Below are 16,910 nucleotides of genomic sequence, written 5' to 3' on the forward strand. Positions count from 1 at the left end.
GGTCGATGGCAGTCGGCCCCTTTTTCTTGACCTAGCCGCGCAGTGCGGCGTCGATCCCGAAATCCTCGAAAATGTCCCGGCGCGTCTGGTAATCGGCGCTGGCCTTGTAGCGGGCGAGCTTGCCCGCCGTGGCGTCGTCAATGACGACACCGGAGGCGATCTGCGCCTCGACGGCCTGCGCCCACTTGAACATGCGGGCGCTGTCGGAAAGCGCCGCATCCGGGTCCAGATGAATGACTGTGGAATTGCCCTTCAGCTCGGCCTCGCGAACGATGGCCGCGTGGATTTCCGCCGCCTTCTCATTGAGCGTCGCGGGCTGCGGTGCCTTCGGCGCGGTCATGGCCTCCAGTGCGGCGGCAATGGCCGGCGTGCTGTGCTGCTGTTCGCGCTTGGGCAACTGGATGACGTTGGCGGTTTCGACTTCGCGCTCTGCCTTCTTTCTCTTGGCAAGCTCAATGGTGCGCTCGATGCCGGAAGGGCCTTTCTTCAGCTCGCGGAGATCAGCCTTGATCTCGCGTTCCTTCTGACTGATGAGGTCAGCGGCAATCTGCTTCTGCGCCTTGACGAAAGCCTGCGGATTGACATCCGCGAGTTCGGGGCAGATCGCGACATCGAGATAGCGGCCGGTTTCGCCGTCAAAGACGTACATCTTGCCCATGTCGAGCGGATCAAGGCGGCAAAAGACATCAGTGCCGACCATGATGGAGCCGGAGAGGTAGAAGAATCCATCGTTCTGAATGCCACGCTTCTGCATGACGCGATGGCCGTTCTTACCAGCGACCGGCATCAGCAGCGCATCCAGCGCACGCTCGTCAACGCGTTTGATCTTCGCCGTCGACGCGGCTGCGACCGCGTTGGGGGAGCGGCCTTTCAGGCCACCGTGTTCCCGCTCGTGATAGACATATTCCAACCAGTCATCGATATGGCGCTGGAGCTGCTCGGCGGTCAGAGCGACTTCGAACAGGTCTTTTTCGTCCGCGCCTAGACGCTGCGCGAAGGACTTGCGGCCTTCAATCGCTTTCCGATCGGCAACGGAGTGGCCGATGTAACCGGGCAACTGCGGGCAAACCTCGTGCTGAAATGTCTTGATGACGCGCTCGACGTGACCCTTCTGCTCTGGCGAATAGGCATCGGAAACATCTGGCTCGATATCGAGATCGGCGAACAGGCGTTTGACTGAAACAGCAACGAAATCACTACCGTTGTCCGTCTTCACGACCTTGGCCACGCCCAATTTGAGAATGGCTTTACGCATCATCAAACCTACGGCCAAGGCTCGCGGTGTTTTCGACAGCGTAATGACCAACCGACGCGTGGCAATGTCGATGCAGGCATACAAGGAATGGCGACCGTCGATGCAGAGCGCGTCGACAGGAGAAGCGTCGATCATCCAGAGTGCGTTCGGCTCATCAATATGACGATAGGTGCCGGTACCGGACAGCTTCATTGTCGAGCGGAACTGATCGGGGTTCGTGATCTTAGTGAGCACGACCTTTTCGTCTGCTTTCAACTGCGCGATGAAATGCTGAAAGGTGCGCGGCGGCGGAAGCGGTTTCAATTCGCCGTTACGATCGGTCAATTCCGATCCAAAATGATGCTCGCAATAGCCGCGAATGGCATCCGCCGACAGTGCAGGATTCTTGGCAATCCATGCCAGCACAAAGGCGCGGACTTCGCCGTCGTTCGCCGTGTCAAGCAAGCCCTTGCCCTTGCGCGCCTCGGAGCGATCGACGGCGAGCTTATCCTTCGCACCAGCCTGTTTGGCAGCACGCCACCGAAAGACCGAGCGCTGCGAAATCTGCGGCAGGATGTCCTTCACCCAAGCGTCCGCTTGGATCATGTTCATGTTCCACCGGTCGCAGAAGATAAACATTGAGGCCTGAACTGAGATTGGAAGGCCCTTTGAGAAGGTCTCGAAAGCGGCGACAACAGCCAAGCGGGCATCGCGTTCGCGCCGGGCGCGCTCGCTCAACGACGCCGAGGCAGCGGGTTCAGGCTCGGGTTGCTGGTCCACCGGCTCGCTGCCGACAACCATGTAGCGCTGCACATAGGCCACCTGGGCGAGCGTGGGGAACAGGCGGTAGTGATATTCCAGACCGCCGCCATAGCCAGCGTGGTTGCGCGTCAATGAAGGAACGTCGTTCCAACCCTCGCGTTTCGCGAAACGGATTACGGCGCTTTTTGTGGTGGGCAGGCCGGGCAAGGCTTCCGCCGCAATTTCGCGGGCGGTCAACCATTCCTTCAGGCGGGAAGCTGCGGAGGCAAAGGGAACTGTATTCAACGCACTTCCCTCACGATCAGGACAAGCGCCGTAGCGACCTGCGAGAAATAGATCATTCCGAGGATGAAACAGACGATGGCCCAAAAGGCTGAAACGTCTTTCACGATCTGGCTTTTCGCGACATGGCAGATGAACTGCAGGAATGGCGCGATGCTGGTGGCTATGTTCATCGGCGTGCTCTCTTCCTTACGGCGCGAGCTGCTCTCAGCGCCTCCATTTCCTTGATGTGATCTTCAAGGAGCTGGTCCTCGATCATCTCGGCGTATTCGTCCTCGATGACGGTCAGGCCGAACTCGCCCGGCACGAAACCGAGCAGCTCCTTGGCTTTGGTGGCATGGACAAGCGCGATGAAGGCATCGAGCGGAATGCGGTGTTCGCCACTTCCTTCCGACGCCCACTTGTCGAGCATCGCGCTTGAGATCGTGCGGCCGAGGTACTTGCTCATTGCGCTGGCGATCTCTGACCGCTGAAACCCGTCATCGCGGGCATCGCGCAGGGCGCGGGCGATGAGGCGGGAAATGCGGTTATCGAGCGGGCCGCGACCGGTCACGCCTTCCTCGTAGCGGATCGCCACCTGCGGCGGTGTCCACTCGAAAAGGTCTTTCGTGAGAGGGTCGCGGCGTCTGCTCATCGGCGAGCAGCCTTCCGCTCGGCAAGCCAACGCATGACGGAAGCTTCGTTCAGGCTAAAGAACGCGTCCTGTTCGTTGGGCTTCAGCCGCGTAAAACGGTCATTGAGCTTTTCCCATGCGGCCAGCGGGTTGGCGCGGGGAACCTGATCGATGATGGCGATGGCGTCGGCGTAATTTGTCGCCTCGCCGGAAATCAGTAGCTCTACGATACGGGCGGCGCGCTCATATGGCTGGCCAGCAATTTCCAGAAGGGTTTGCTGGTTGTCTGCCAAGCCCTCATCCAGCGCGATACGCTCCCTCAGTTCAGCCGGGATGCTGGCAATCCTGAGGGCATTGAAAACATTGCGGCGGCTGATCTTGAGGAAGCGCTGCGCTGCCTCGCTGAAGGTGCCGGAGAACGCGGCGGCGGTCTCGATCGTCTCGTCGTCGGAGTTTGGTGCAGACTCTGCACTTAATTCCTGCTTCGGTTTCGGGCCGCGCCGGACGGGGTTCGCGGCTCGCCAGATCGCGCACCAATCGGCAACGTCGACGCTGTGCTCCAGCGCCGAGAGCTCGTGGCGATAAAGCGTTTCGGAGATTTCGGTCAGGCGGATTTGGGCGTCGTTCGCGAACTCGTCCGATTGGCGGACGATGGCGGATATGTTGACGCCGAGCGATGCGGCTGCAGCGAGGCGTTTGACACCGAAGACGAGGCGATACCGTCCTTCGGGTCCGGCAACGACCTCGACCGGGACGCGCTGTCCGATTTGCTGGAAGCTTTCGGCCAACGCCTGAATGGCGTCGGGTGAGACTTTTTTCGCGTCGGAGGAGACGTCGATCAGTTGGGGGGACAGAAATTCAATCTGCATTGGGCACTCTGGATTGTCAGGAAAGGATGCGCGGCCTGACGGAAACATCAGGCGGCGCTCTGCGCGCCGTCAGACTTCGACGACTTTTTTGCTCTGGTGTTGCCGCTCGTGTTGCTGCTAGTGTCGCCTCGGTCGTGACGACCAAGCGTGTAGCTGTCGGGAAACATCTCGCGGAAAGGCACGCCCAGCGCCTTGGCCAAAGCCTCAGCGCCGGGACGGCTTGCCCCGATGACCGCCGCACGGCATGCGCTGGGATAAAGGCCAGCATCGCGGGCTATACCGGTCAGGGTTTTATTCTGCCGTAACAGTTCCGCCTTGATGGCTGCCCGATCCCACTTCTTTGTGGTCGTCATGATTGCTCCCTGTTTTTCTGACCTTCGGCAAAAGGTCGGTTTGGTTGGGGGTTGGCGTTCAAACTTTGTTGCAACGGGATATTCGCGTAATTACGTGAAATTGTCAATAAAAGTCTCGCGATAACGCGGGTCACAGTTTTGAAATTCACGCAATTCCGAAAATCCCCCGGAAGGCACTGATAATGTTTGGGAAATTCGGAAAAATTGCGCGGTTTTATGACCGTGGCTCGCGGTCACGGTTTGCGTTATGACGGGAGAAACATTCTCTCAGCGGCTCGAAATCGTGCTGGACGGCGAATCAATTCACGCTTTTTCGAAAAGGGCAAAAATTCCTGATTCGACTTTCCGGCAGTATCTGGCTGGCACCATGCCGGGGCTGGAAAAGCTGATTTCGATTTGCGAGGCTGGCAACGTATCGCTGGACTGGTTGGCGACTGGTCGAGGGCGGATGCGCCCAGACAATGACAACGTTGCGGGAACGCTGATCATCGCGGGAGAGCCGAACCTCGTTTCAGTTGACGGAAAACAACACGATATAACGCTAGTTCCCCGCCTCGATGTCCGCGCATCTGCCGGACATGGCTTGGTCGCATTTCAAGAGCAAGCCGTTGAAATTATAGCTTTTCAGTCAGAGTGGCTTAGGTCGATCGGTGTTGCGCCGTCGTTTGCCCGCATTATCACGGCGCGTGGCGATAGCATGGAGCCGACAATCCGCGATGGTGACGTCTTGTTGATCGATACGTCCGTGAGCGAAGTCCGCGATAACGGCATCTACTGTGTGGTCTACGGCAATATGCTTCTGGTTAAGCGCGTTCACCCAAGAATGAACGGCTCGCTGCAGCTGATCAGCGACAATGCTGTTTATCCGCCAGAGGAGGTCACTTCCGCAGAGGTGCCGGGGCTGTCTATCGCCGGTCGGGTGATGTGGTATAGTCGGTCACTGTAAGAGCCAACGAGTTTCGTTCCGACCGCGTTACCTGCCATTTGTTCTTGCGGTCGGATTTTCGATGAAGGCCCTTTAATGCCGTCTCTATGATACCGTGAGTGCCGGGAAAATAAGGCTTTTAACCGCAGGTTCCCGGATTTTCCCAGATATTCCCGGTTAATGCCTACTCCTGCCACCTGTTATTGCGGGTTACACTTGGCCCGAGGATCCACAAACCGGCGCACCATGGATCCTCGGGTCAAGCCCGAGGATGACGACGATTTTTCAGCCACCCCACTATGGGTGGAACCACGCTCACCATCTAATGCTATACCGCGCACTCACCCCCGGCCGGAAATGATCCGCAAAACCCTGATCGAGCGTCCCCCGCACAGTCAGGTGATCGCCCAGTTTCTGCTCCACCGCCACGCCGCTGCTGAACTCATTGAAACTGTTGCGGCTGGCCCCCGTCAGCACAAAAGCGGTGCCGGTCTCGGAGCGGGAAAGCCGCAATGACTGCGACACGTCAAGACCGTTCCATTGCTGCGCCGTGCCATCATAACGCACGGTGAAATTGCGGTTCGCCTCGATATCCAGTTCCGGCGTGACAATACGCTTCTGCTGCGAAGTCACGGAAACGCTGCTCGATCCCGTCAGCGCGTTGAACAGCACACCGACATCGCGGGCAAGCGAAACACCGGGCAGCTGTTCGGCAAGCAGCGTGACATTGCCCCACACCCGCACCGGCGTATCCACCACCTGCCCCGTCTTTGAAGCACTCATGCCCATTTCCAGCCCTGCCCGGATCGGCGTATCGACCGGCAGCTTCGCGCCGATGCGCGCCGTATAGGAACGGTCGGAATTCTTGACCGGCTTCCAGATCAGCCCGGCCTCATCGGCAAGAGCTGATGTTGAAATCCCCACCAACGCCATAAGCGGCAGACCGAAGATGAAAATGGATGTGCGTGATGGCATATCTTGTTCCCAAGCCATTTAAGGGCATGCCGGGAGACCCGGTCATGCACGGTAAAAGTCGAGTCCAACGAGATTGTCGGCGACGAAGGCCACCCATCAGGATGACCCGCTTTCCCAGAATGGCAACACGAAGCAGCCGGGAAATCATGTTGGCTATTGTGCCAGATGAACGGGAGATGAACAAGCGCATATGCAGCAAATTATGTGCAGTGCGATGAAGATGGGATTAGCACTACGCCCTCATGGCCTCATTTCGCCAATTGCGGTCATATCATTGGAACCTGGTGTCACACCACAAACCCACCGAACTGATTCTGGTAAGCCGTTGGACTTACGCCCGTTCGTTTTCGGAAGTGGTGCCTGAAGGTATCAGACGATCCAATCCCTACGGCTGCTGCGATCTCATCGATGCTGTGACGTCGCGCGATTAGGAGAGATTTGGCCGCCTCAATCCTTTCACCAACAAGCCATTCACCAGGTGGCCCACCCGTTGCTTCGGTAAAACGGCGGACGAAGGTCCGCAAGCTCATTCCGCATTCGGATGCCATTTGTTCTAATGTCCATGGCCTACAAAGGTGAGCGCGCATCTTATCCAAGAGTGGAGCGACGGCTGACTGGTGCGCAGCCGGAACGGGGCGCTCCAGAAATTGGGCCTGTCCGCCTTTACGATGGGCGGGCATCACAAGCCGCCGTGCAACCGAGTTTGCAGCCTCAGCGCCGTAGTCCTGACGAACGATCTCGATTAAGAGATCAATTCCTGCCGCGCTTCCGGCCGATGTGTAGATGCGCTCGTGAGAGCGATAAAGTGACACTTCGTCCACGAGAACTGCCGCGTGGCGGGACCGGAGAGCGTCGGCATAGCGCCAATGCGTGGTCGCGGTCGCGCCATCGAGAAGGCCTGTGGCTGCAAGCACAAACGCGCCAGAACAGATCGATGCCAATCGTGCTCCACGCTCATGCGCCTTGCGGAGCAGATTGATGAGGCTCTGCGGAACCGCCTCATCTATGCCTCTCCATCCAGGCACTACGATGATGTCGGCCTTGTCGATTAATTCAGGCCCACAATCAGGTGTCAACAGGAACCCGCCATGAGCGCGAAGCGGTCCCTCTTCGACTGCGCAGCTCGCAAACCTGTACCAGGTATCCCCCATCTCAGGCCGAGGAAGCCCAAATATCTCGGCGACGATACCGAACTCGAAGGTGCAGAGACCATCATAGAGAACAGCGACAACTAGGGGACCGTTTAAATTTGGCATGATATGCCCGTATAATGTCATACACGCCAATTGCAAGCACAAACACCCTTGAGTGAAAATGAGGCTCACACGTCAAGGAGCCGAAAATGTCTAACGCCGTCATTTCCATCCCCGCCGCCCCCAGCGACATTGCTCGCGAACATTTTGCCGCTGAATTCACGTTCGAGACGGATTGCTGGGACGTTCATGCTGCACTCGCAGAAGAGCAAGGTTTCGTCCTTCTGGACGTGCGCGGGCCAGCAATGTTTGCCGAGGGGCATGTACCTGGAGCTGTTCATCTGCCCCATGGCAAGATGACCCGCGCCAAAATGGACCGCTGGCCAGCCGACACTCTCTTCGTAACCTATTGCGCAGGTCCTCACTGTAATGGAGCGGCGCGTGGAGCACTCCGCCTTGCCGAACTCGGCCGCCCGGTAAAAATCATGGCAGGCGGCATCACTGGCTGGATTGATGAAGGCTTCGAACTCGCCAAAGGTCCTGAAGCGTGAATTACACGATCCAGACGCCCACCCTGTCCGACACTTCGGCTCTATACCGATTGATCAAGGAGCACGCAGCGTTCGAGAAAAGCGTCGCATCTCTGACAGAGATCGACCTCGGCTTACTCCAGTGTCAGCATGAAGCCATTCGGTTCCTTGTTGCGGCCGAGGGGCAAACGCTCCTCGGCTATGCAGCGCTGACTTTCGATTGGTCAGTCTGGCGAGCGCAACGTTATGCTCATCTGGATTGCCTGTTCGTTTCCGAACTCAATCGCGGAGGAGGCATCGGTAGGCGACTGTTTACTGCAGCAAAAATCCTTGCAATGCAGGAAGGCGTCGACCGAATGGAATGGCAGACTCCGATCTGGAACGAGCAAGCTGTTCGTTTTTACCGTCGTGAGGGAGCGGATTACCAGAACAAGTCGCGCTTCATCATAACATTTGGACAGTGACCTGTCGGTTCACGGATCGCCAAATGATGCTATTCAGCGGACTCTGCATGACAGCTTCGGGCCAAAATCCGACACCCTCCTCAGCCCAAACAAAAAAGGCCGCAGCTTTCGCCACGGCCCCTTGTTCAATCAGCTTGCACTGAAGAAGATTATTCGGCGTCGCCTTCAGCGGCCTTTTTCTTGGCCGGAGCCTTCTTCTTCGGAGCGGCTTCTTCGCCTTCAGCGGCGTCGTCAGCCTTGGCAGCAGCCTTTTTCTTGGCCGGGGCCTTCTTCTTGGTTTCCGTAGCTTCTTCGGCATCGTCAGCCAGAAGCTCTTCCTTGGAAACGGTCTTGTCCGTTACCGAGATTTCGGAGAGCAGCTTGTCGATGACCTTTTCTTCGAAGATCGGAGCGCGCAGCGAAGCGGAAGCGCCGGGCGTGTTGCGGAAGAAATCGAGGATTTCCTTCTGCTGGCCGGGGAACTGCTGCAGCTGCTGGAACAGCGCGCGCTGCATTTCTTCTTCGGTCACTTCAACGCCGGCCTTTTCGCCGATTTCGGAGAGAACGAGGCCGAGACGGACGCGGCGCTCAGCAAGCTTGCGATATTCTTCGCGGGCTTCTTCTTCGGTCGTGTCTTCGTCAGCGAAGGTCTTGCCGGACTGGGCGAGATCGGTGTTGATCTGGCGCCAGATGTTGTCGAACTCGGCGTCAACCAGGCCAGCCGGCGTGTCGAACTTGTACATTTCGTCCAGCTGGTCGAGGATCTGACGCTTGACCTTCTGGCGGGTGATGTTGCCGTACTGGCTTTCGATCTGGCCCTTGACGATTTCCTTCAGCTTTTCAGCCGATTCGAGACCGAGCTTTTCAGCCAGCTCGTCGTTGATTTCAACGGCAGCAGCAGCGGCAACTTCCTTGACGGTGATGTCGAAGTTGGCTTCCTTGCCGGCAAGGTTTGCAGCCGGATAGTCAGCAGGGAAGGTCACGGTGATGGTCTTTTCATCGCCAGCCTTGACGCCGACCAGCTGGTCTTCGAAGCCGGGGATGAAGCGGCCCGAACCGAGAACCAGTTCAGCATCTTCAGCAGCGCCGCCGTCGAAGGCAACGCCGTCAACCTTGCCGAGATAGTTCATGGTAACGCGGTCGCCATCGGCAGCCTTGCCCTTCTTGGCCTCGAAGGTGCGGGCGCTCTCAGCGATCTTCAGGATCTGCTCGTTGATTTCGTCTTCAGAGACTTCAACAACTTCGCGGGTAACCTTGATACCGTCATTGGCCTTCAGTTCGATGGCCGGGATGATTTCATAGGCAACGGTGAATTCGAAATCGGATTCAGCCGACAGGATCTTTTCGGCTTCCTGCTCGTCTTCGGTCATGGAGATGGCCGGCTGGGTAGCAGACTTCTCGCCGCGGCTGGAAAGGATTTCGGTCGGCTTTTCACGAACCAGCTCGTTGACGAGGTCGGCCATGATGGACTTGCCATACATCTTCTTCAGGTGGCCCATCGGCACTTTGCCGGGACGGAAGCCGTTGATGCGAACCTTGTCCTTGGCGTCAACCAGGCGCTCGTCCAGACGGGCCTTCATGTCGGCGGCCGGAATAACGACCTTGAGTTCGCGCTTCAGCCCTTCAGCGAGCGTTTCGATAACCTGCATTTTCCTAACCTTCACATCATGGCGGCGGTGCTCAGACAGCCGTTGGTTTACTTTCGAGCACTGCGCCGGAAACATCGTTCCCCGGCCGTGGCTTCCCTTATTTCTTTACACAAGCGCCTGCCGGGCAACATTGCGCCCGCGCCGGAGACAAAGGTGCAAGGGGGATGATGAACCCCGAAGCTCCCCGCATCTTATAAAGATGCACTCTGGCGCAAGCGTGGCACAGCCATGCTTTGCTTGTGGTGCGGGTAGAGAGACTCGAACTCCCACGCCGAAGCGTTGGTACCTAAAACCAATGCGTCTACCAATTCCGCCATACCCGCACGTTGGGCGGCGGTATGTCACAATGTTCAGAAAGGGTCAAGCACGCCGTTCCCCTGCCTCCGGTTTCATCAGGACTTTTCTTGGCTCCGTTCCAAGGGCGCGGATGAGTATTCCTCTTTCGCCATTTGCCCTCGGCAACAAGGGAAGGTGATGCAGCAAGGAAGGCAGCACCGGTTCCAGATAAAAAAACGGCAGGCCACGCTTGTGTCCAGAGCCTCAGCCCGCCCGCCGCCCCTGCCCCCGCAGCGACACTTATGCAGGCAGAAAATGCGCACATCATTTATGCGGCTACATTGACATTATATATAGCATCGCCGGCAACTCCCATAGCCGGGTCACCGTCAGCCGATGAGATTCGTCGCCCCTGCCCTGCACCTGCCTGTTCACGCATGGCCGGCCCTGCCGCACGGCTGCACATCTTCCGGCCATCTGGCGTCACCAAAAGCACATAAATTGGTCACAAATTATGCATGAATCGCCGCAATCGGGCTCATTTACCGTCGTGTCGTGCATTGGGTGCATAGGTGACATCTTGCTTTGTCTGTTTTTGTTTTGATTAAACCGATTATATTCATGGTCATACAGAGATCAGTTCAGCCCCGGACCCAAAGCCTCCCAAGACTGGCCGCGCGGACTGAACAGCACGAAGAGGAAAATGACCATGAACATCACCCGCTCGCTGACCAACTGGCGCAAGTATCGTCAGACCGTAACCGAACTTGGCCGCATGACCGACCGCGAACTGAGTGACCTCGGCATTGGCCGTCAGGACATCCGCCGCGTCGCCCGCACCGCCGTCGGCATCTAACAGAGACGCCCCGCCGCGCAAACGCGGCGGATGCGAGACGACCCTCCCAAAAAGGCCTGAGGCTCCCGCCTCTGGCCTTTTTTTCGTTTTTGGGCATTTCTGACGGCGTAAGCGGCTCTCTCCTGCATATGCGAAGAGCAGCGGATGAAAAAATCGCCCTATTCCCCCATGCCCGCACAACGTTTGAGCAAGGCTAAGACCGCTTTCGCTCCACTAAACCTCCCCGAAATGCCTCTTCATCGCCGCAACGGGTCGCCAGACCCATCCAAACCGCCCGAAACACAGGCATTTCCGCTTATATTTTGCTCAGATGATATTCAGAGCCGCAAATTTAGCCGACATAGTGCACAAATGCATGGCAGTAGCCTAAATTCTGCACTGCACAACATGGCTTAATGTCTATATATAAACCTCAACAGCCGAGAGCACAGAGAAACACTGAGCCGGCAGACGAAATCAACAGAGATAGATTGAGGAAACGACCATGAACCCTATCCGCATTGCAAAGAACTGGATCTCCTACCGCCGCACGATCAACGAACTCGGCAGCCTCTCCAACCAGGCTCTGAGCGACATCGGTCTGACCCGTTACGACATCCGTAACGTAGCAGCCCGTTCGTTCCGCTAAGGCGTAAACGATCGTCCCGCTGCCCGACCTCCAGGGCGCGACGATCGAGCGACAGGTAAAAAAAGCGGCGCCTCTGGCGCCGTTTTTGATTCTGGCAGTCGGCTGGCACTTGGCATCGCTGCAAACATAACAGAGGTTCGCCCCTTCCCTGCGTGCCGCCTGCAGAAGCGCCTCCCGCAACGTGCGGTGCGATCTGACGGGCAGTGCGGCACCGCTTGTTTCTTCTCCCCGCCGGGGAGAAGGCGGCCCGAAGGGTCGGATGAAGGGGGCTAGCTTTCCAAATATCTCTACCCTCGCCCCCTCATCCCGCTGCCGCGGACTTCTCCCCCTCGGGGAGAAGAAGCAGGCGGCAAGCGCTCGCTCCCCAGATGCTTGCCGGCTTTTTAGCCCTGTCGCGAACTTGGTAGCCTGATTATCCTCATATCCGCCACCCTTAAAAATAGAGCTTGTCCGCATCTCGCATACGGCGCTACGCCAAACACATCGGGGTCGAGATCGCCGCTTGTTTCTTCTCCCCGCCGGGGAGAAGGTGGCCCGAAGGGTCGGATGAGGGGGCTAGCTCTCCGAATATCTCTACCCTCGCCCCCTCATCCCGCTGCCGCGGACTTCTCCCCGGCGGGGAGAAGAAGCAGGCGGCACGCGCTCGTTTCACAATGCCCCGCGCCTCTTCCTCGCCCGCCCAATCCCAAAAACATTTGGCTGCCCCGGCCATGCATGCTAGTCATCCGCAACAATGCCGCGTCCTCTGGGACCCGCGCGAAACAATCACTCAAGAGACAGCCGCCGAACGGGAGCCTCTGCCCCGCATGCGGCCCATGGACGCCAGATGGACGCCAGCATGCAAGACAAGACCCATTCTCCCATTCACGTCGTGGGCGGCGGACTGGCCGGTTCGGAAGCCGCGTGGCAGATCGCGCAGAGCGGCGTGCCCGTCATCCTGCATGAAATGCGTGGTGTGCGCGGCACGGACGCGCATAAGGGCGATAGCTTGGCGGAACTGGTCTGTTCCAACTCCTTCCGCTCGGACGATGCGACGGCCAATGCGGTCGGCGTCATCCATGCCGAAATGCGGCTTGCCGGTTCGCTGATCATGGCCTGCGCCGACAAACACCAGGTACCGGCCGGCGGTGCGCTTGCCGTCGACCGCGACGGGTTTTCGCTTGCCGTTACCGAAATGCTGGAACGTCACCCGCTGGTGACGATTGTCCGCGAGGAGGTTTCCGGCCTGCCGCCGAAGGAATGGGGCAGCACCATCATCGCCACCGGGCCGCTCACCTCGCCGGATCTGGCGGCAGCGGTCCAGGCCGAAACGGGTGAGGATGCGCTCGCCTTTTTCGACGCCATCGCCCCGATCGTCCACCGCGACAGCATCAACATGGATATCTGCTGGTACCAGTCGCGTTACGACAAGGTCGGCCCCGGCGGCACGGGCAAGGACTACATCAACTGCCCGATGGACGAAGAGCAATATAACGCCTTCATCGACGCGCTGATTGCCGGCGACACGGTCGGTTTCAAGGAATGGGAAGGCACGCCCTATTTTGACGGCTGCCTGCCGATCGAGATCATGGCCGAACGTGGCCGCCAGACGCTGCGCCATGGCCCGATGAAACCGATGGGGCTGACCAATTCACACAACCCCACCGTCAAGGCCTATGCCGTGGTGCAGCTGCGCCAGGACAATGCGCTCGGCACGCTCTACAACATGGTCGGTTTCCAGACCAAGCTGAAATACGGCGTGCAGGCGGATGTGTTCCGCATGATTCCGGGCCTCGAAAATGCGGAATTCGCCCGCCTCGGCGGCCTGCACCGCAACACCTATATCGATTCCCCTGTCCTGCTCGATCCGTCGCTGAAGCTGAAATCCCGCCCCGACCTGCGCTTCGCCGGCCAGATCACCGGCTGCGAGGGTTATGTGGAAAGCGCCTCCGTCGGCCTTCTCGCCGGCCGCTTCGCCGCCGCCGAACGCAAGGGCGAGGCCCTGAGCCTGCCGCCGGCCACCACGGCGCTTGGCTCGCTTCTCAACCACATCACCGGCGGCCATCTTTCCTCAGATGATGAGCCGGGCAAGCGTTCCTTCCAGCCGATGAACATCAATTTCGGCCTGTTCCCCGAACTGGAGCCGGGCTCCATCGTCAAACCGGAGGGCGTGAAACGTTTTCGCGGCAAGGACAAGACGATCATGAAGCGCCAGCTGGTTGCAGCGCGGGCGCTGAAGGATTGTGCGGAATGGCTGGGGACGGGCGAAACCGCCCTGGCAGTCGCTGCCGCGCAGGATCATTGAATGATCGAAGCATCGGCCAGGCAACGTTCCGTGGCCAATGCCGTCAGCGAACATTCCAGAAGGACCAGTCCGACTTGCCCTTCTGGTATTTGTAGTGCCGCGAGAAATACGGATTGACCGTCGCGACATATTCGAACTCGATGGTCGTAGGGCGCAGGAACGAGAATAACGGGCTATGTTTATAACGCCCCGAAATCACGATGACGGCTTCTTCTTCCTTGAAATTCCCCGCCTTCAGCATCTTGTCCCAGGTGACGGCTTCTGCGGAGCCGAAGAAGTTGTAAGGCGCAAATTCGACCGTTGCGACACCGCCGACCAGCCTGGCGCTCCGCAAGGTCAGATCGAGCTCCTCCGGATTGAGCGGCTGCCCGGCGTCGATGACAAAGGTTTTCACTCCTGTCCTCACCCGCTCCTCGAATTCCGGGAAACGGGCGGACCAGCGGGCTGTATTGTCGACAACCGTGACGAAACGGTCATAACTCAGCCAGCCACGACCGGTCTCGATCATCACCGCCAGAAAAATGATCAGCATCGGCAATAGCAGCGAGAATTCCACGGCGGCGACACCTGAGCGCGATCGCAGCATGGCGGCGAGGACGGATTTCAGCCGAAACACCATCATTCCGTCACCCGAACGGCGGTGATCGCCAGGGAGATATTCTGCAGTTGCGGCTTCTTGTCGCCGCCGCCGGGGATCAGCAGACGCGTCGTGGGCAGAATGAATGGCCAATTGTACCCAAGCGCCAGAAGATATTGCCCGGCGTTTTTATCCGGCGCCTGAAACCTGTTCTCGACGGGAAATGTCAGCGGCACGGCGGTGAAATCCGCATCCGGGATCGGGACGAGCGTTATCTTCATGTCGCTTTCCGTCGTGCCGAGCAGGAAATTGGAGGCGATGGCCCGTCTGAAATCGATTTCGGTAACCGCCGTATGGCTTGCCGCCGCCTTGCGCAGCATTTCCGCGCCGGCATTGGCCGCCGTTGCCAGATTGAGAGTGAGCAGCAGCGCCAGACCGACTTCGAAAATGCCGAAGACCAGCAGAAAATATACCGGCAGAAGCAGACCGAACTCGACGGCGGTGGCCGCCCGGATATCGAGCGCATAAGAGCGGAACCGAGCGAGCCCTTTATTTCGGTGAATCGACATACTTCACCTCAAAAGCCGTGATGATGCCGCCAAGACTGTCGCTTTTGCCGCCTGCGGCAATCGTCAGCTTGTAGACGGAATAGGTATCGACCGTGATCGAATACGTGCGGCGCTCCCAGAAGACCTTGCCCTTCTGCGCCATTTCGATGATCTTCTTTTCGGGGCCCAATTGCGGACGCTGGAGCTGCAGGAAGATGTCGATGTCGTTGGTGCCGCCATAGGCGTCGTTGCGGCCATTATACCAGACCGAAACCTCATATTTTCCGGGGTGCAGTTCCACAATCTTGAAAATGGAACTGTTGGCGTCTCTTCTCTTTTGCCCTTCCCAATGGCTGTCCAGTTCCACCACATATTTGGTCGGCGGTATCCCGCCATTCGCGGCAGTCAGAATGGAAGGTTTTTGCAACTCGTCCGATTCAGGCGGACATGGATTTGTTGCCGCGGATTGCGACGCGTCCTTCTCGGATTCTTTCAGTTTGTTGTTATTTTTCGGATCTTTCACGTCAGTCGATGCGACGTCCTGCTGTGAGACGCTGACGCAAGCGGGTCCAGCATCCTTCTTCGGCTCGTCATAACCCTGCCAGCCGAATTTTTTGCGGCACGCCGCATTGCTCCAGTCCTGAAGCTCGATGCCAGGACCTGTACCGCCGTCCCATCCAAGCTCCTCGTAGCTCAGGACGCCCCAGCAACCATTCATGGCGTTGGGGCCTTTACCGTTTTCGAGAATCCGGTCTTTACCGTTCAGCCGGTCGAATGTGTTGTTGACGATCACCTCGCCGTCATACGGATAGGGAGGAATACCGTCGCAACGGTAAGTCAGCGCGTAGTCCATCTTTTCGACATTGAACAGGCCGCCCAACACCGTCTTGTAGGTAAATTTCGCGTCGATATCGGTGGTCAGCCAGTCGATCGTCACGTCGCGGCTCACCACCTCCTGTTTGGTGGAGGTGATAAGCGCATCGAATGTATCCAGCACGTTTTTGCGGCGAACTTCATCGAGAGGCACATTCGTACGGGTCGGTTTCGTCGAGCGCTCACAGGCCTGCGCGATCACCCGCTTTGACTGGCTGTAATAGGCCAGCGCCCGGCCGCCTTCGAACAATAGCCCGAATGTGAACAGAAAAACCGGCATCAGCAATGCCGTCATGATCGCAAAATTTCCCCGCCGATCCTGAAGAAGCAGGCGGAAATGATGCGCCGACGCGCTCAAGATTTTTTCAATATGAAACATCTGCAATAATCGCTTTTCATCCAACCGCCACGGATCGCCCCGGCTCCTCCCCAGCCGGACACACAAAGACTGCAGCCGGGCGAAATCCCCTGGGGCCACAGGATACAAACTCAGCAAAACCGCTGATGCTCGCCGCGATCATGGCGGCGCGACACAAGTGGCGAAGGCCTGTTGCATTCGCGAGATAAAGGTATTTTCCGGAACCACCGATCGATGGCAGCCCAATTTCATTCGTCATTTTATATGGCGAATTAAACATCAGATTCGTAAATTAAAGATCACCAGAACATCAAAAATAGTATGTAAAATCATATATTTAAATCAGATATTCATAATTTATTATAGTCGAAATATTCAATTGAATACGCCAGGTCGATATTCGATTGCGGATACAATCTTGCCGAGGCTCGCCCTCCTTCTCCGGTGCGGAGACAGCTTCACTTTTTTGGTCGTAACTGAGACGTGAAGGTCGCTTTTGCCCCTTGTCCCTGCCGGCAAGCTCGGGCAAAACAGCCCTATCCAATCATCAGACAACGCCAGGAGATCGAAAATGGACGTACGCGCCGCTGTTGCCATTCAGGCAGGAAAACCGCTTGAGGTCATGACCGTTCAGCTGGAAGGTCCGCGCGCCGGCGAAGTGCTTGTTGAGGTCAAGGCGACC

Annotated in this window: 17 protein-coding genes, 1 tRNA gene and 1 pseudogene; 7 read left to right on the plus strand and 12 right to left on the minus strand. The window is 57.9% G+C overall.

The window, feature by feature from the left end:
- Positions 1 to 31 precede the first annotated feature (31 nt).
- From EXN68_RS05400 to EXN68_RS05415, 5 genes are read right to left on the minus strand one after another with little or no spacing between them, the layout of a single operon-like run.
- Positions 32 to 2,281, minus strand: a complete 2,250-nt coding sequence (locus EXN68_RS05400) for a DDE-type integrase/transposase/recombinase (protein ID WP_237681357.1) — start codon at positions 2,279 to 2,281, stop codon at positions 32 to 34.
- Positions 2,278 to 2,451 carry a hypothetical protein gene (locus tag EXN68_RS27375; protein WP_161991203.1) on the minus strand — a complete coding sequence of 58 codons (174 nt, stop codon included), beginning with the start codon at positions 2,449 to 2,451 and terminating at the stop codon, positions 2,278 to 2,280. Before EXN68_RS27375 ends, EXN68_RS05400 begins: the two co-directional genes overlap by 4 nt.
- The gene (locus EXN68_RS05405; protein WP_237681358.1) at positions 2,448 to 2,912 is read right to left on the minus strand and encodes a hypothetical protein; all 465 of its coding nucleotides are present in this window, start codon (positions 2,910 to 2,912) and stop codon (positions 2,448 to 2,450) included. The genes EXN68_RS27375 and EXN68_RS05405 overlap by 4 nt, the downstream gene beginning before the upstream one ends.
- On the minus strand, positions 2,909 to 3,760 hold the full coding sequence (locus tag EXN68_RS05410) for a ParB/RepB/Spo0J family partition protein (RefSeq protein ID WP_161991204.1): 852 nt from the start codon (positions 3,758 to 3,760) through the stop codon (positions 2,909 to 2,911). The genes EXN68_RS05405 and EXN68_RS05410 overlap by 4 nt, the downstream gene beginning before the upstream one ends.
- 47 nt (positions 3,761 to 3,807) lie before the next feature.
- Complete coding sequence (locus EXN68_RS05415) at positions 3,808 to 4,113, minus strand: helix-turn-helix domain-containing protein (protein ID WP_142839896.1); 306 nt, start codon at positions 4,111 to 4,113, stop codon at positions 3,808 to 3,810.
- A 247-nt stretch (positions 4,114 to 4,360) separates the two neighbouring features.
- On the opposite strand from EXN68_RS05415, the gene EXN68_RS27860 reads away from it, so the two are divergent.
- On the plus strand, positions 4,361 to 5,059 hold the full coding sequence (locus tag EXN68_RS27860; RefSeq protein WP_237681359.1) for a LexA family transcriptional regulator: 699 nt from the start codon (positions 4,361 to 4,363) through the stop codon (positions 5,057 to 5,059).
- Between the two features lie 294 nt (positions 5,060 to 5,353).
- Here EXN68_RS27860 and EXN68_RS05425 read toward each other — a convergent pair whose 3' ends face one another.
- Positions 5,354 to 6,013, minus strand: coding sequence for a hypothetical protein (locus EXN68_RS05425; protein ID WP_237681360.1), 660 nt, complete (start codon positions 6,011 to 6,013; stop codon positions 5,354 to 5,356).
- A gap of 287 nt (positions 6,014 to 6,300) precedes the next feature.
- Positions 6,301 to 7,269, minus strand: coding sequence for a transcriptional regulator FtrA (gene ftrA / locus EXN68_RS05430; protein WP_237681361.1), 969 nt, complete (start codon positions 7,267 to 7,269; stop codon positions 6,301 to 6,303).
- Between the two features lie 86 nt (positions 7,270 to 7,355).
- Here ftrA and EXN68_RS05435 point away from each other — a divergent pair, with 86 nt between their 5' ends.
- Positions 7,356 to 7,757, plus strand: a complete 402-nt coding sequence (locus EXN68_RS05435; protein ID WP_142839898.1) for a rhodanese-like domain-containing protein — start codon at positions 7,356 to 7,358, stop codon at positions 7,755 to 7,757.
- The gene (locus tag EXN68_RS05440; RefSeq protein WP_142839899.1) at positions 7,754 to 8,200 is read left to right on the plus strand and encodes a GNAT family N-acetyltransferase; all 447 of its coding nucleotides are present in this window, start codon (positions 7,754 to 7,756) and stop codon (positions 8,198 to 8,200) included. Before EXN68_RS05435 ends, EXN68_RS05440 begins: the two co-directional genes overlap by 4 nt.
- 149 nt (positions 8,201 to 8,349) lie before the next feature.
- Here the strand turns inward: EXN68_RS05440 and tig are convergent, their stop codons facing one another.
- On the minus strand, positions 8,350 to 9,828 hold the full coding sequence (tig, locus tag EXN68_RS05445) for a trigger factor (RefSeq protein ID WP_046798367.1): 1,479 nt from the start codon (positions 9,826 to 9,828) through the stop codon (positions 8,350 to 8,352).
- Between the two features lie 240 nt (positions 9,829 to 10,068).
- Positions 10,069 to 10,151: transfer RNA gene (locus EXN68_RS05450), tRNA-Leu, on the minus strand.
- A gap of 662 nt (positions 10,152 to 10,813) precedes the next feature.
- Here EXN68_RS05450 and EXN68_RS05460 point away from each other — a divergent pair.
- From EXN68_RS05460 to trmFO, 3 genes are all read left to right on the plus strand, one after another.
- Positions 10,814 to 10,960, plus strand: coding sequence for a DUF1127 domain-containing protein (locus EXN68_RS05460; RefSeq protein ID WP_013636249.1), 147 nt, complete (start codon positions 10,814 to 10,816; stop codon positions 10,958 to 10,960).
- 484 nt (positions 10,961 to 11,444) lie between these two features.
- Complete coding sequence (locus EXN68_RS05465; protein WP_003495735.1) at positions 11,445 to 11,588, plus strand: DUF1127 domain-containing protein; 144 nt, start codon at positions 11,445 to 11,447, stop codon at positions 11,586 to 11,588.
- 826 nt (positions 11,589 to 12,414) lie between these two features.
- On the plus strand, positions 12,415 to 13,872 hold the full coding sequence (trmFO, locus tag EXN68_RS05470) for a methylenetetrahydrofolate--tRNA-(uracil(54)-C(5))-methyltransferase (FADH(2)-oxidizing) TrmFO (protein WP_161991205.1): 1,458 nt from the start codon (positions 12,415 to 12,417) through the stop codon (positions 13,870 to 13,872).
- 43 nt (positions 13,873 to 13,915) lie between these two features.
- Here the strand turns inward: trmFO and EXN68_RS05475 are convergent, their stop codons facing one another.
- From EXN68_RS05475 to EXN68_RS05485, 3 genes are read right to left on the minus strand one after another with little or no spacing between them, the layout of a single operon-like run.
- Positions 13,916 to 14,494 carry a TadE/TadG family type IV pilus assembly protein gene (locus EXN68_RS05475; protein WP_142839901.1) on the minus strand — a complete coding sequence of 193 codons (579 nt, stop codon included), beginning with the start codon at positions 14,492 to 14,494 and terminating at the stop codon, positions 13,916 to 13,918.
- Positions 14,491 to 15,018 carry a TadE/TadG family type IV pilus assembly protein gene (locus EXN68_RS05480; RefSeq protein WP_142839902.1) on the minus strand — a complete coding sequence of 176 codons (528 nt, stop codon included), beginning with the start codon at positions 15,016 to 15,018 and terminating at the stop codon, positions 14,491 to 14,493. The genes EXN68_RS05475 and EXN68_RS05480 overlap by 4 nt, the downstream gene beginning before the upstream one ends.
- Positions 14,999 to 16,165 (minus strand): pilus assembly protein, encoded by a 1,167-nt coding sequence (locus tag EXN68_RS05485; RefSeq protein ID WP_237681362.1) that lies wholly within the window; start codon positions 16,163 to 16,165, stop codon positions 14,999 to 15,001. Before EXN68_RS05485 ends, EXN68_RS05480 begins: the two co-directional genes overlap by 20 nt.
- Positions 16,166 to 16,799: 634 nt before the next feature.
- Here EXN68_RS05485 and EXN68_RS27380 point away from each other — a divergent pair.
- Positions 16,800 to 16,910 (plus strand): annotated as a pseudogene (locus tag EXN68_RS27380) (S-(hydroxymethyl)glutathione dehydrogenase); the annotation flags it as partial.

This window comes from Martinezella rhizogenes, from assembly GCF_007002745.1.
Lineage (GTDB): Bacteria > Pseudomonadota > Alphaproteobacteria > Rhizobiales > Rhizobiaceae > Agrobacterium > Agrobacterium cucumeris.

Excerpts from the sequence above, each read along its gene's own strand:
- EXN68_RS27375 (WP_161991203.1), bottom strand. The coding sequence starts at position 2,451 with ATGAACATAGCCACCAGCATCGCGCCATTCCTGCAGTTCATCTGCCAT.
- EXN68_RS05405 (WP_237681358.1), bottom strand. The coding sequence starts at position 2,912 with ATGAGCAGACGCCGCGACCCTCTCACGAAAGACCTTTTCGAGTGGACA.
- EXN68_RS05410 (WP_161991204.1), bottom strand. The coding sequence starts at position 3,760 with ATGCAGATTGAATTTCTGTCCCCCCAACTGATCGACGTCTCCTCCGAC.
- EXN68_RS05415 (WP_142839896.1), bottom strand. The coding sequence starts at position 4,113 with ATGACGACCACAAAGAAGTGGGATCGGGCAGCCATCAAGGCGGAACTG.
- EXN68_RS27860 (WP_237681359.1), top strand. The coding sequence starts at position 4,361 with ATGACGGGAGAAACATTCTCTCAGCGGCTCGAAATCGTGCTGGACGGC.
- EXN68_RS05425 (WP_237681360.1), bottom strand. The coding sequence starts at position 6,013 with ATGCCATCACGCACATCCATTTTCATCTTCGGTCTGCCGCTTATGGCG.
- ftrA (WP_237681361.1), bottom strand. The coding sequence starts at position 7,269 with ATGCCAAATTTAAACGGTCCCCTAGTTGTCGCTGTTCTCTATGATGGT.
- EXN68_RS05435 (WP_142839898.1), top strand. The coding sequence starts at position 7,356 with ATGTCTAACGCCGTCATTTCCATCCCCGCCGCCCCCAGCGACATTGCT.
- tig (WP_046798367.1), bottom strand. The coding sequence starts at position 9,828 with ATGCAGGTTATCGAAACGCTCGCTGAAGGGCTGAAGCGCGAACTCAAG.
- EXN68_RS05460 (WP_013636249.1), top strand. The coding sequence starts at position 10,814 with ATGAACATCACCCGCTCGCTGACCAACTGGCGCAAGTATCGTCAGACC.
- EXN68_RS05465 (WP_003495735.1), top strand. The coding sequence starts at position 11,445 with ATGAACCCTATCCGCATTGCAAAGAACTGGATCTCCTACCGCCGCACG.
- trmFO (WP_161991205.1), top strand. The coding sequence starts at position 12,415 with ATGGACGCCAGCATGCAAGACAAGACCCATTCTCCCATTCACGTCGTG.
- EXN68_RS05475 (WP_142839901.1), bottom strand. The coding sequence starts at position 14,494 with ATGATGGTGTTTCGGCTGAAATCCGTCCTCGCCGCCATGCTGCGATCG.
- EXN68_RS05480 (WP_142839902.1), bottom strand. The coding sequence starts at position 15,018 with ATGTCGATTCACCGAAATAAAGGGCTCGCTCGGTTCCGCTCTTATGCG.
- EXN68_RS05485 (WP_237681362.1), bottom strand. The coding sequence starts at position 16,165 with ATGACGGCATTGCTGATGCCGGTTTTTCTGTTCACATTCGGGCTATTG.